Here is a 12,493-nt window from a genome sequence, read left to right as displayed (position 1 = left end):
CCGATATGAGCAGACGACGCGGCGACATCAGCAGAGCCGCTGGCAACGTCGTGACTACGTCTTCAGACTACCCCAACGCATTCAGTGGCGAGCCGGTTTCTCCATGCCGGGCAGCCATGCTCGCAAAGAGATGATGCTGTTCCTGACGAAATCCCGTGCATAGAAAATCCATGTCTTGGATCAACCATGCCTCGCGTCTTATGGCCCCGGACGGTTGTCCGAAGGCTTTTTCGCGCGTGCGCGCCTTTCCATGCGGCTCCAATCGCGCCATCCTTGGCGCGCCAGGAGCGTATCCTGCGGGGTATCCCGCATCATCTGCCGGAGAGTTTTATGAGTGCTGCAACAACTGAAATCCGTACCTCCACGGATGTTCTCCTGATTGGTGGCGGTGTCATGAGCGCAACGCTCGGCACTTTTCTCAACACGTTGCAGCCAGACTGGACGATCGGCATTTTCGAGCGTCTGGACAATGTCGCGCTGGAAAGTTCCAATGCCTGGAACAACGCCGGGACAGGTCATTCGGCGCTCTGTGAGCTGAACTACACGTCAGAGAATGCCGATGGCAGCATCGACATCAGCAAAGCCCTGAACGTCAACGAACAGTTTCAGGTCTCCCGTCAGTTCTGGAGCTATCTGGTCAAATCGGGACAGATCAGCAATCCCCGCGATTTCATTACGCCGGTCCCACACATGAGTTTTGTGTGGGGGGACATCAATGTCGATTTTCTCCGTCGTCGTTACGCTACCCTGAAAGATCACCCTCTCTTCGCGGGCATGCGCTACTCGGAAGATCCGGAGCAGCTTCGTCAGTGGATGCCGCTGGTGATGAACAATCGTCCCGCTGGGCAGAAGATGGCTGCCACGTGGATCGCCACCGGCACGGATGTGAACTTCGGTGCATTGTCGCGCCTGCTGTTCAAGGCACTGGAAGAAAAGCCCGGTGTCGGCATCCATACCGGTCAGGAAGTGGAAGGTATCAAGCGCTGCGCAGACAAAACGTGGAACGTGCATGTAAAATCGTTGCGCACGGGACAATCCCACATCGTAAACACCCGTTTTCTGTTCATCGGTGCCGGCGGCGCGGCGTTGCCGCTGCTACAGAAAACCGGAATTCCTGAATCTCACGGTGTGGGTGGGTTCCCCGTGAGCGGCCAGTTCCTGCGCTGCAAGAACCCGGATGTGATTGCCGCCCATCGCGCCAAGGTCTATGGCAAGGCATCCGTGGGAGCACCGCCCATGTCGGTGCCTCATCTCGACACGCGTATGATCGATGGCAAGGCATCCCTGCTCTTTGGTCCCTATGCGGGCTTCTCAACGCGCTTCCTGAAAAAAGGCTCTCTGCTCGACCTACCCCGGTCCATTCGCGGCAATAATATCGGCGCGATACTGGCTGTCGCGCGGGACAACTGGCCCCTGACGAAATATCTCATCCAGCAGGTTCTTCAGAGCAATGCCGACCGTATGAAGGCACTCCGCGAGTTCGTTCCGGATGCACGCGATGAGGACTGGGAACTGATCGTTGCCGGGCAGCGTGTGCAGGTCATCAAGGCAGACCCGAAAAAGGGCGGTGTTCTGCAGTTTGGCACGGAAATCATCAGTTCGGCGGATGGATCAGTCGCGGCTCTGCTTGGCGCATCACCGGGTGCGTCGACTGCTGCCCCCATCATGCTGAACGTCATCCGCAAATGTTTCGCGTCTCAGCTTCCTCAGTGGGAAGCCAAACTGAAGGAAATGGTGCCCTCTTTCGGTCAGAAGCTATCTGACAACGCAGCGCTCTGTGAGCAGCTTCAGAAAGAAACGACGGAAGTTCTCAATCTGGAAATGTGAGAATGCGGATATGCAAACGGCGGCCTGAAAGCCGCCGTTTGCATGATCTGCTTCATCAGGAAAGCCATAGGCCTCAGGCAGGCCGCGCTTGCTGCTGGGTCCCACGTGTTTTTGCGTCCTCGATACCCGGAACTTCGATATCGATTTCCAGCATTGAACAGCCAGACCCACGGTCCAGCTTCACCTGCACCTTGTCCTGATCCACAGCCACGTGTCTGCTGATCACTTCCATGATTTCCTTCTGGAGTTGCACCAGAAGATCGGACTTTCCCTCTCCCAGACTCGCGCGTTCATGGGCGAGCAGAATCTGAAGACGGTCGCGGGCGACCGGGGCGGAGGAACGGCGACTGAAAAGATTGGTCAAAAAACTCATGCGGCACCCCGCTTGAAGAGCCAGTCAAACAGGCCTTTCTTTTCGGTGGGAACGCTTATTTCCACCTTTTCACCGCCAAGACGACGCGCTGCCTCAAAATACGCGCGGGCTGGCGCGCTTTCCGGCGCTGCCAACGTCACTGGCGCCCCAAGATTGGAAGAGCGTAGCACATCCTGACTTTCCGGAATAATGCCGATCAGCGGAATCGACAGAATTTCCAAAACGTCATCAACGCTGAGCATTTCACCGCGCGCGGCACGAGCCGGGTCATAACGGGTCAGGAGCAGATGCTTCGGCATCTTCTCACCTGCCTTCGCCTTCTCCGTCGTGCTGTCCAGCATGCCGATGATGCGATCACTGTCACGAACCGAAGAAACTTCCGGGTTGGTGACGATCACGGCCTGATCCGCATGCGACATCGCGAGCTGCGCGCCACGTTCGATACCCGCCGGGCTGTCACAGACGACCCAGTCAAACTTTTCTTTCAGCTCGGCCATGACCTTGGCCACGCCTTCCGCCGTCAGCGCATCCTTGTCCCGTGTCTGGGAAGCGGGCAGCAGCGAAAGTGTATCAAGGCGCTTGTCCTTGATAAGCGCCTGAGCCAGCTTGGCGTCGCCCTGAATCACATTGACAAGGTCAAACACCACGCGGCGTTCAGCCCCCATCACCAGATCGAGGTTCCGTAGACCGACGTCGAAATCGACCACCACAACGGATTTTCCCGTTTTTGCGAGCGCCGCTCCAAGAGCCGCGGTGGTGGTGGTCTTACCGACGCCGCCCTTGCCGGATGTGACGACGAGAACCTGCGCCATAAACTTTCTGTCCTTGTCTCTATTTTCGATCCAGTTTCGAATTTTCTCAATGGATCGAATGTGTGTCGAAATCAGGGCCGGATGGCCATTGAATGTATAACCTGAATATCGCTCAGGTTAGCGGCTTAAGAGTAAGCACTTCGTCAACAAGCACTGCCTGAGCCGTCTTTCCGATCAATGCCTGCGGCATTTCTTCGGCAATTGCGTAAAAACCGTCAATGGCCAGAAGCTCCGGCTCCATCACCCGCGCGAAGATACGCGCCGTAGGGCGTCCGACGATTCCGGCAATCGCACGCCCCCGCAGTGTCCCATAAACATGGATCGAACCGCCAGCGGAAACCTCGGCCCCTGAAGCGACTGATCCCAAGATGACCACATCGCCATCCGCCCAGATGATCTGCTGGCCGGACCGCACCGGCTCCTCGACGATCAGCGTACCGGGAGGCAACTCCGGCTCTTCTGTTTCGTCGGCCGGAATCTCTTCGGCGGGCGTCGAGCGGCCACCATTCAATCCTTCCGGCCAGTTCCACCCCGCGAAAACAGGCTCGTCCCGATCCGCCCCTTCAATGCCGATGACACGAATGTTGCGTTCTTCAAGTGCTGGCAGCAGATCAGACAGATCCGGCGTATCCAGCGGTACGAGCGTCAGATCAAGAATGATCGGTTTGCCGGCAAAAAATCCCGCCGACCGGCTGATCTGATGATCCAGAGCGGCCAGCCACACATCAAGCGGAGCTTCCGGGGTCAACACCAGAGCCAGAAAGGAACGTCCACCCGCGCGGATTCGCGGCAGGCTCGCAGGGTCGATGGAAGCTGAGGGCGAAGTCACGATCAGGCGCTCGTCTGGTCTGAAAACCGTCCGGACAGGGTCTTGCACCGGACATCGTAAAAGTTTTTCCGTGGTAACATCGCGGCAAAGCGGCTGTCGAGATTGCGTTATCACGTAATTCCCGGCAGAGCGCGCGCGGAAGCATCTGGCGTAGCGATCACCGATCGCCTAAATCGTGTGGCATGCGTATCCTTCATCATTTCTCCCTGTCGCCTTACAGCCGCAAGGTTCGGCTCATGTTGGGCGAAAAGCGCCTTCCTTTCGAGCCGCTTACGGAGCGGCCGTGGGAGAAGCGCCCCGAATTCGCACGCCTGAATCCAGCGCAGGAAGTCCCTGTGCTGGTCGAGGACAACGGACTGATCGTGCCGGACTCGTCCGTGATCTGCGAATATCTGGAGGAAGCGTATCCAGACCCGTGCCTGCTTGGCCGCACGTTGGCCGAACGGGTGGAGGTACGCCGCCTTGTAGCGTGGTTTGATAATGTCTTTGCCCGAGACGTAACGCGCAAATTGCTTGGCGAGAAAATCTTCAAGCGCCTGAGTGGTCGCGGCAACCCCGACGGAACCGCTCTTCGGGAAGGCTACGCAAATATCCGCCCTCACCTCGATTATATCGGACAGCTGGCTGAAACGCGTACGTGGCTTGCCGGAGGCACTCTGTCACTTGCCGATTTCGCTGCAGCTGCTCACGTTTCCTGCCTCGATTTCATCGGGGACATTGACTGGAACAAAGCGCCCGCAGCCCGTGAATGGTATGCGCGCGTCAAATCACGTCCCTGCTTCCGCCCTTTATTGAACGATCGCATTCCCGGCATGACCCCACCAGACTATTACGCCAATCTGGATTTTTAAGGCGTACATGCACCAGGTGCTCTGCTTAATGAAAGGGTGGGCACCTGTCGGAAGCATTTAATATTTATTTCAGTAAACGCAGACCGACATCAGCGACAATGACACCAAGCGCCTGCTGGAAAGCGCTTTGAATATCGTCTCCATCAGAGGCCAGAAAAAAGTCTCCATCGCTCGAAGCGCAATTCTGCATCGCATACTGCATCGATCCGCTCCCAGTGCTTGCAAATGGCGCGACGAGAGCCTGATATTGGGGTGCCTCGCTGCCACTCAAGATGGGATAATAAGGTGCGAGAATTGAAAAAACGCGAGCGCCTGCGTTTTTGATAGCCGTGCAGACAGTGGCGTAATCTGTGCCAGTCGCCCGCCCCCATGCGCTGCTTCCCGGCACATCCTCAAGACCATCTGACAAAAAGACAACAAATGTCTTCTTCGACGTTGTCGATGAACCATCACCAACATCCGACAACGCATTCAGGATCGAAGTAAGGCTTTTGGTCGTGTAAGTATAACCATAATTATAGGATGGCCCCATGCTGGCACGCCAGTCAGTGACATTTTCTATATCAATGGAAGTCGCTGCGGCCAGAGCCGCTGTCAGATCGGACGTCGGTGGTAGTAATTGGTTAAAACTGTACCCGAATGTATATATTCCAATAGTGGAATTCATTCTGGTGTCACTGGAATAGTCCTGAAGTTTGGATAAGAATGATTGTACAGCTTGGTTCACATAATCTATCTTCAGCTTGATTCCATACTGCTTTGCCACCGTGCGTCTGTCACAGGACTTCCACCCTGACCCGGACGGCACACAGGATGTTGTTTTATGTGAATAGCCATTGGGGTCATGACAGGCAAAAGCGCACTGCTGATAGTTTATCAGTTGATTGATATTGTCCTCATCACCACCAACTCCCATCGAGTTTGATACGTCAACGACAAACAAAATCTGGAAATAAGCCGAACCCGGTGACATGGTGGCTGTTGAGGCAACGGAAATGATATTATTTCCACCCCCAAGAAAAGAAGACATTACAGACGAAACCTGCGTGGTCAAATTGACCGTCACACTCACCGTATACTGGCTAAGAGTGTTTACGGAAAAACTGCTTTCCGGAGCTGTTGTGAATGTAGATCTGTTTGCGGCAAGGGATTGTTGCACCAATGTGCCCGCCACCGCCTCCATGTCAGTCTGGGACGAAGTGCCTGCACCTTCCACAAGAGCGTTATTAACCCCCTTTGCTGCTGCAAGTGCTGCCGCATCGGCGGCATCCTGCAATTCCGTACGTGCCGCAATAGTCTGCCCTATATTGTAGGAAACAGCGATTCCTATCAGTATAGGCACAGACGCAAAGGCAACGATTATTGCAACATTGCCGTCTCGATCCCTTTTAAATCTCGAAAACAATCTGAAAACGAGAAAACAGAGCCCACGACACTGATTTTTTCTGTGTGTGTGTTTATCCGGCATTTATGTAGTGACTCAAAGCGATGCACGGATTCATGTTAACTTTTATGTATGAATATTTTTATAATTACTTCAAATCATTTACCTGCGGAATTTTTCCTACGCTTCTTTTATAAAATTTCCTTTGATTTTCGGCCAGTAACCACTTTCATTGCTGTCTATAGGGTTGCGAACCATTGCAGCATTTCCGGCGTATCGAAGTCCACCAACACAGTTTCTTCCGACTGCACCATCGCTTTCTGCAGGGCAGGACTGGAGAGCAGGGCTCGACCTCCGCGATCTCCGGATAGTGTGCTCAGGGCAGCAAAACAGCGGGAATTCCACAAAACCGGATTCCCGATCCGCCCTTGATATTCTGGCAGGACAACATCGACTGTCGTGCGATAAAATTCTTCAATAAGCGCATTAATGACATCGGTGCTCACCAACGGCATATCACCCAAGCAGATGAGCGCTCCCTCTGCTTTCTGCGCCTCAGCCCACGCCAGCCCAACCCGCAAAGACGCAGATAAACCGAGTTTGAAATCTGGCGAAAACAGCTGGGTAACCGGCAGGCGACAGGCCTCCACGGCACAAACAATATCGTCCCGATCCGGGGACAGAATAACAGCAACCGAACAAACCTTACTGGCCGTCACCGCCCCCAGTGTGCGCGCTATCATGGACCGTCCGGCGGCATCCTTTGCCAACAGCTTATGCTGAAGACCTGTTCGTGACGAACGACCTGCCGCCAAGACAATGGCAATGACAGTCGCTGTCACGCCGTCGTCACGGGGCGCGACCACCACGCCATTTCCTGCGCCAGAGGGGCATGTCGTCTCACAGCAATAATGTCGGCGATGATGGAAACCGCGATCTCTTCAACTTCGATCCCACCGATCGGCAGTCCCACCGGCCCCCGAATCCGCCGCAGCGCCATTTCATCCACTCCCTCCCCGCGCAACCGGTCAAGGCGGGAAGCATGAGTCTTTCTGGAACCGAGCGCGCCTATATAGAAGGCTGGCGTTCCCAGCGCGGTCAGAAGCGCCGGATCGTCCAGCTTGCTATCATGCGTCAGGGTGACGATGGCGGTATTGCGATCAGGCTGCTCTCTGATGAGCGCCTCGTCTGGCCATCCATCCATCAGGCGCACCCCGGGAAAACGGGCCGGTGTCGCCAGCATGGTCCGGGGATCAATGATGGTGACGGCATAACCGATCCGGGCCGCCATCCCTGAAAGGGCCTGAGCGATATGCACGGCTCCGACAATGATCAGCCTCGGTGGAGGGGCCAGCGTCTGCACGAACCAGCCCGGCGTTGTATCCGGCGCCACGACTCCCGTTTCTCCCGCCGCCCTGTGCTGTTTCATGCGGGCAACGATCTCGGCAGGCGGTTGATCTCCTGCCGTCAGAAGTTCCCCTTTCGGCAGAAGAAGCGCATGGGAGGAGCCGTCCAGAGCGAACGCAATGACAACCGGTTCCTGCGCCTCGCGACAGGCATTGATGCGCGGGAGAAATTCGGAAGGAAATGTGCCGGAGGGTGACTGCGAAGACTTTACTGCTTCGACAAACACGTCCAGCCGCCCACCACAGGCCAGTCCAACGGACCACAGCCCCATGTCCTCGCCGCCATAACTGCGCATACAGGGAACGGCGCCCGCGAAAACATCGCCCGCCGTGGAAATCACGTCTCCTTCGACGCAGCCCCCACTCACCGACCCTTCGACGCGACCGCTGCCTGACATGACCATGACGCTGCCGAGTGGACGAGGAGAACGGCCACCAGTTCCGACAACGGTCGCAAAAGCCACCTGCTGGCCTGCCGCAAGCCAGTCGTCGGCAAGTTGAAAAGGATTCCGGGCTTCGGAAGAGGGCGGGACAGATGACATATGCATGACTATAAAGCGTAGGAGACAGTACTCCAGCCCGTTGCGATGCATTGGGGGGTTGCTCCTGACCGAAATCAGGGCTCTATCTCCGTCATCAGGTCCGAATCCGGCTTTTGCGGGTTTTCGGACATAACGCGCCAGCTATGGAGCACTCCGATGCCAAACAGCTTCGACGGACAAGTCATCTACATCGTCGCCGATGGCGGCAAAGCCCGTGTCCTGCATCACAGGGACGGCCACATTCAGGAAACCTCCCATTTCGCAGCTGCCGAAATCGCAGGTTCCTCTGACAATGGTCGCGGTGACTTCTCGGTTTCCGACCATCACAAGGAAGAGTTCGGCAAGCACGTCGCCAAATGGATCGACACGCAGTTTCAGGGCAGCAGCCAGCCGGACGGTTTCGTGCTCGCCGCACCTGCCAAGGTTCTGCACGTCATCCGTGAGCACTTGACGAAAGCCGCCCAGGCCAAGCTGATCAAGTCCATCGACAAAGATCTGATCAACATCCCGACGGCTGAGCTTGCTTCCCACTTCGATATCCCGGAAACCGGCTGGAAGACCGCCTGAGTCACACTCTCCCCATAAGGAGACTTCCCGATGAGCGATACAGAACACCTGACCATAGAACGGATGCCTGTCACGCCGTTTCATCAGAACTGTTCGCTCGTCTGGAATCCGACGACGCATGAGGCGATCGTTGTCGATCCGGGTGGAGACGCAGACGCGATTCACGCCCGGATGCAGGAAGAGGGTCTCAACGTCGTTGCGCTGCTGCTGACCCATGGTCATCTGGACCATGTGGGCGGCGCGGCGAAACTGCGCACACTGCTAATGCGCACGCAAGCCGCTGCCCCGGAAATTGTCGGACCGACAACGCATGACGAGTTCCTGCTGCAATCGGTGGAAGAGCAATGTCGGCATTTCGGCTTGACCGATCTGCACAGCGTGAGTCCCGACCGTTTCACGACGGATGGAGAGACGTTGGAATTTCTAGGCCATCGTTTTGAAGTGCTGCATGTGCCCGGACATACGCCCGGACATGTCGTCTTCTTCGATTCGAAAGATCAGGTTCTGTTCGCAGGAGATACGCTTTTCCGTGGTACCATTGGACGCACGGACTTCTCCTACGGAAACAGTCGCCAGTTGGTCACGGCCATCCGTGAAAAACTGCTCCCGCTCGGTGATGATGTGACGGTTCTGCCGGGTCACGGCGCACCCACCAAAATCGGCATTGAGCGCACCCGAAACCAGTTTCTTCAGTAAACGTCCATTTAATCCTTTCGCAGAACGAACAACAGAGGCTCAATCCCGGTGACACGTCAGACTATCGGCAAATTTCTTCTTTTACTCTGTGTCGCTTCCGGTGGCCTGACCGCAACAATCGCCCTTCCCGCTTTTGCGGAAAGTGAGCCCACAGCAGCCCAGCCGACGCTTCCTCAGGAAAAGCTGACGATACAGTCCGCGAATGGCGCTCATCCGTTCACAGTCGAAAAAGCCGAGACACCTGCGCAACAGATCACAGGGGAAATGTTCCGCCCGAGCGTCCCGGCGGATCAGGGCATGCTGTTCGTCTGGAATGCTCCGCAAGAAAGCGACATGTGGATGAAAAACACATTCGCTCCACTGGATATCGTGTTCATTGGCACGGACGGCCGGATCAGTTCCATCACGGAGAACGCGGTCCCGCAGAGCCTTGCCCGTATCAGCAGTCATGGGCCGGTGCTCGCGACACTGGAGCTTCAGGCGGGCATTACAGAGAAGCTCGGCATTGTCGTGGGCGATCGTGTGACGTCCAGCTCACTTGATGCGAAAAAGCCGAAGCAGGCGGCTTCTGCCGCCGATCTGTCCGTGAAGGCGCCTTGAGCTGAAGTGTTTATGACATCGGCTCAATCGGCTGAAAGCGGAGAGTTTTTGTGACAGTGCTGGTAACAGGCGCCGCGGGCTTCATCGGCTTCAGTGTGTGCGAAAGACTTCTTGAAGCAGGTGTGCGTATCGTCGGCGTTGATGTGCTGAACAGTTATTACGAACCCGCTCTTAAACGCGCCCGTCTTGCCCGATTACAACAGTTTCCACATTTCTCCTTCCATTATCTGGATATCGCCACGACAGATATGGAAGCGGCTATCCCGGCGTCCGTGCGCGGGGAGATCACCGAAATTCTCCACTTCGCCGCACAGGCGGGCGTCCGGCACTCCATAGAGGCGCCTCTAGCGTTTGCGGATGCCAATGTCCGCGGACAGGTAGCGATGCTTGAGTTCGCGCGCCATCTGCCTGCTCTGAAGCACATGGTCTATGCCTCATCATCCTCGGTGTATGGTCGCAATCAGGCGCTCCCTTTTCGGGAAAGCGACCGAGTGGACCAGCCCGGCTCGTTTTATGCCGTTTCCAAGAGATCTGGTGAGCTTGCCGCCGAATGCTACCAGCACCTGTATGACCTTCCTCTGACGGGGCTGCGGTTTTTCACCGTATATGGCCCGTGGGGAAGACCGGACATGGCATATTACAAATTCGCAAAAGCGATCATGAGTGGTGAACCGGTGACGCTTTATGAAGGCAACTGTCTTGCGCGTGACTTTACATTCATCACCGATGTCGTGGACGCCATCTGCAAGATCATGCAGATTCCGCCTACTGGAAAAGCTCGCCTTCTCAATATCGGCAACAATGCCCCGGAATCGGTGTCGCGCCTGGTCGGTCTTCTTGAACAATCGCTTAACAGAACAGCCAACATTCATCTGACAGCCCGTCCAGAAGCCGATGTGGAGTACACATGGGCTTCCATTGAAAAAGTGCAGACTCTGATCGACTGGTCCCCAAGGACAGACCTCCCTTCCGGCGTCGATCTCTTTACGCGCTGGTTTCTTGAATATGAGACAAAAGTAACTGCAATTTAATTATTGGTGCGTCCAGAAAAGCACCAGCAGCGAGTTGTGCTGATTCGTGACAGGCTGTTGTCGAAAGCTGTAAAATTCAGGCGGGAATAAGGCACAAAATGACTGGGAAGTTAAATGGTTTAGGATTTTATTCCTAAAACACACACTCTTAATATCAGTTTCGTTACGATCTCACTTTCTCGCCAATGAACTGCCGTTCACCCTCTTGTCAGACCGGAACAGGCCTTGCTACCCACTTTAAAGAGAAGCAAAACAGGGTGATAGACAATGGTTCTGCTGCGGAAGTCTGGTTTCCGTCGTCTTCTTTTAGCGACACTTACAGTTACTGCAGCGAACACCGCCTACTCCAGCTCAGGTGAAGCGCGGACGAAATACACGGGCTACAAAGCTCACCGTTCTCATGTTCACAGCATTTCATTCAACGTCGTCGGGCACGGTTACCACAACCATTTCATTCCCGCCTATTATGCGCAGTGGGGCCATCGTAGTCGCGCCCACGCCAGCGGACATGTCATCCAGTGCGTTGCTTTCGCCAAGGCAGAATCAGCTGTTGGTCTATCCGGCAATGCCCGCGACTGGTGGTATAACGCTGCCGGACGGTATGCACGTGGGTCCGCCCCGGAAGTGGGTAGCGTTCTCAATTTCCGTCCGATCCGCCGCATGCCCCTTGGCCATGTCGCTGTTGTAACAGGCTCGGTCAACAATCGTGTTATCACCATTGATCAGTCTCACTGGGCGCAGAACGGAATCAGCAGAAACGTTCGCGTGGTTGACGTGTCAGCCAATAATGACTGGTCTGCGGTCCGCGTCGAACTGAACGGTCGGCAGGGAGCTTTTGGTTCGATCTATCCAACCTTCGGATTCATCTACCCGCGCGCCGAAAATGCCGCCCCTGTCATGACTGCCGCAGCGGAACGTATGACCATCGATGCTGACAACGCATCTCAGGTCGCAGAAGCACCAGAAGACGTCGGGACGATCGAGCAGAATTATCGTGCGCCCCGCCGTGCTGCGCACCATCTTTTCCGACACACAAAACATGTGTCACATCCCAAGCATCGCTAAAGCATCAAGTTTCAGGTTCTGAAGAAGGAGAGGTCGGTAGGCCTCTCCTTTTTTTATGTCTAAAATTTCACAGGCTTCAATCTCCCCAATAATTAATTTGCGAACAATTCTCATTTGCAATACCTTTCGTCCGGTTTCGGCTGACAAAGGTTTTCCTCCACATGAACAAGACGACCGAATTCACTGCGGAATGGCACCTCACACATTCTCGACCGGAATGTCTGTTGTCTTATCTCGATCTGGCGCATCCCTTTGTTGGTCAGATCAACCGCCTTATCACCAGATTTCGTGACGTGCAGTTTCTCTGCGATCATGCCAATCGACCAGAAACACTTTTGTCTCTCAGAGACGCTCTAGCTTTTCATCTTGTGAAAATGTCGAGATGGTGGAGTTTTGACTTCTGCCCAAGAAGCATTCTTGAAATGCCTGCTCCTCGTTTTCTTGGATATGTAAAAAACCATCTATCTCATTATTACGAAGATGATACGTTATACGATATCTTTACAATCC

Annotated in this window: 13 protein-coding genes and 1 pseudogene; 8 read left to right on the top strand and 6 right to left on the bottom strand. The window is 55.1% G+C overall.

Translation table 11 applies throughout. From position 1 onward, the window contains the following. Nucleotides 1–330: 330 nt before the first annotated feature. Nucleotides 331–1,827, top strand: a complete 1,497-nt coding sequence (locus tag ABF824_RS03235) for a malate:quinone oxidoreductase (protein WP_415486404.1) — start codon at nt 331–333, stop codon at nt 1,825–1,827. A 73-nt stretch (nt 1,828–1,900) separates the two neighbouring features. Here ABF824_RS03235 and minE read toward each other — a convergent pair whose 3' ends face one another. From minE to minC, 3 genes are all read right to left on the bottom strand, one after another. Beyond that, nucleotides 1,901–2,200 carry a cell division topological specificity factor MinE gene (gene minE / locus ABF824_RS03230; RefSeq protein WP_415486403.1) on the bottom strand — a complete coding sequence of 100 codons (300 nt, stop codon included), beginning with the start codon at nt 2,198–2,200 and terminating at the stop codon, nt 1,901–1,903. Beyond that, on the bottom strand, nt 2,197–3,012 hold the full coding sequence (gene minD, locus ABF824_RS03225; protein ID WP_415486402.1) for a septum site-determining protein MinD: 816 nt from the start codon (nt 3,010–3,012) through the stop codon (nt 2,197–2,199). The genes minE and minD overlap by 4 nt, the downstream gene beginning before the upstream one ends. A 112-nt stretch (nt 3,013–3,124) precedes the next feature. Continuing rightward, nucleotides 3,125–3,841: a septum site-determining protein MinC gene (gene minC, locus ABF824_RS03220; RefSeq protein ID WP_415486401.1), complete on the bottom strand. Its 717-nt coding sequence runs from the start codon at nt 3,839–3,841 to the stop codon at nt 3,125–3,127. Between the two features lie 182 nt (nt 3,842–4,023). On the opposite strand from minC, the gene ABF824_RS03215 reads away from it, so the two are divergent. After that, nucleotides 4,024–4,692 carry a glutathione S-transferase family protein gene (locus tag ABF824_RS03215; protein WP_415486399.1) on the top strand — a complete coding sequence of 223 codons (669 nt, stop codon included), beginning with the start codon at nt 4,024–4,026 and terminating at the stop codon, nt 4,690–4,692. 64 nt (nt 4,693–4,756) lie between these two features. Here the strand turns inward: ABF824_RS03215 and ABF824_RS03210 are convergent, their stop codons facing one another. From ABF824_RS03210 to ABF824_RS03200, 3 genes are all read right to left on the bottom strand, one after another. Further along, the gene (locus tag ABF824_RS03210) at nt 4,757–6,160 is read right to left on the bottom strand and encodes a pilus assembly protein TadG-related protein (protein ID WP_415486398.1); all 1,404 of its coding nucleotides are present in this window, start codon (nt 6,158–6,160) and stop codon (nt 4,757–4,759) included. Nucleotides 6,161–6,315: 155 nt separating this feature from the next. Next, on the bottom strand, nt 6,316–6,945 hold the full coding sequence (locus tag ABF824_RS03205) for a nucleotidyltransferase family protein (RefSeq protein ID WP_415486397.1): 630 nt from the start codon (nt 6,943–6,945) through the stop codon (nt 6,316–6,318). Then, nucleotides 6,915–8,030 carry an XdhC family protein gene (locus ABF824_RS03200; RefSeq protein WP_415486396.1) on the bottom strand — a complete coding sequence of 372 codons (1,116 nt, stop codon included), beginning with the start codon at nt 8,028–8,030 and terminating at the stop codon, nt 6,915–6,917. The genes ABF824_RS03205 and ABF824_RS03200 overlap by 31 nt, the downstream gene beginning before the upstream one ends. 150 nt (nt 8,031–8,180) lie before the next feature. On the opposite strand from ABF824_RS03200, the gene ABF824_RS03195 reads away from it, so the two are divergent. The 6 genes and pseudogenes from ABF824_RS03195 to ABF824_RS03170 all read left to right on the top strand — a co-directional run. After that, nucleotides 8,181–8,591 (top strand): host attachment protein, encoded by a 411-nt coding sequence (locus ABF824_RS03195; protein WP_415486395.1) that lies wholly within the window; start codon nt 8,181–8,183, stop codon nt 8,589–8,591. A 30-nt stretch (nt 8,592–8,621) separates the two neighbouring features. Next, a complete protein-coding gene (locus ABF824_RS03190; RefSeq protein ID WP_415486394.1) occupies nt 8,622–9,287 on the top strand; it encodes an MBL fold metallo-hydrolase in 666 nt (221 codons plus the stop codon). A gap of 48 nt (nt 9,288–9,335) precedes the next feature. Further along, on the top strand, nt 9,336–9,887 hold the full coding sequence (locus tag ABF824_RS03185; protein ID WP_415486393.1) for a DUF192 domain-containing protein: 552 nt from the start codon (nt 9,336–9,338) through the stop codon (nt 9,885–9,887). A 50-nt stretch (nt 9,888–9,937) separates the two neighbouring features. Next, nucleotides 9,938–10,918 carry an NAD-dependent epimerase/dehydratase family protein gene (locus ABF824_RS03180; protein WP_415486392.1) on the top strand — a complete coding sequence of 327 codons (981 nt, stop codon included), beginning with the start codon at nt 9,938–9,940 and terminating at the stop codon, nt 10,916–10,918. A gap of 267 nt (nt 10,919–11,185) precedes the next feature. Beyond that, a complete protein-coding gene (locus ABF824_RS03175; protein ID WP_415486391.1) occupies nt 11,186–11,983 on the top strand; it encodes a CHAP domain-containing protein in 798 nt (265 codons plus the stop codon). Nucleotides 11,984–12,144: 161 nt separating this feature from the next. Then, nucleotides 12,145–12,493: pseudogene (locus ABF824_RS03170) on the top strand (hypothetical protein); the annotation flags it as partial.

The sequence above is a fragment of the Acetobacter sp. genome (genome assembly GCF_047721705.1).
Classification (GTDB): domain Bacteria; phylum Pseudomonadota; class Alphaproteobacteria; order Acetobacterales; family Acetobacteraceae; genus Acetobacter.
This window is presented reverse-complemented; position numbering and strand designations above follow the sequence as displayed.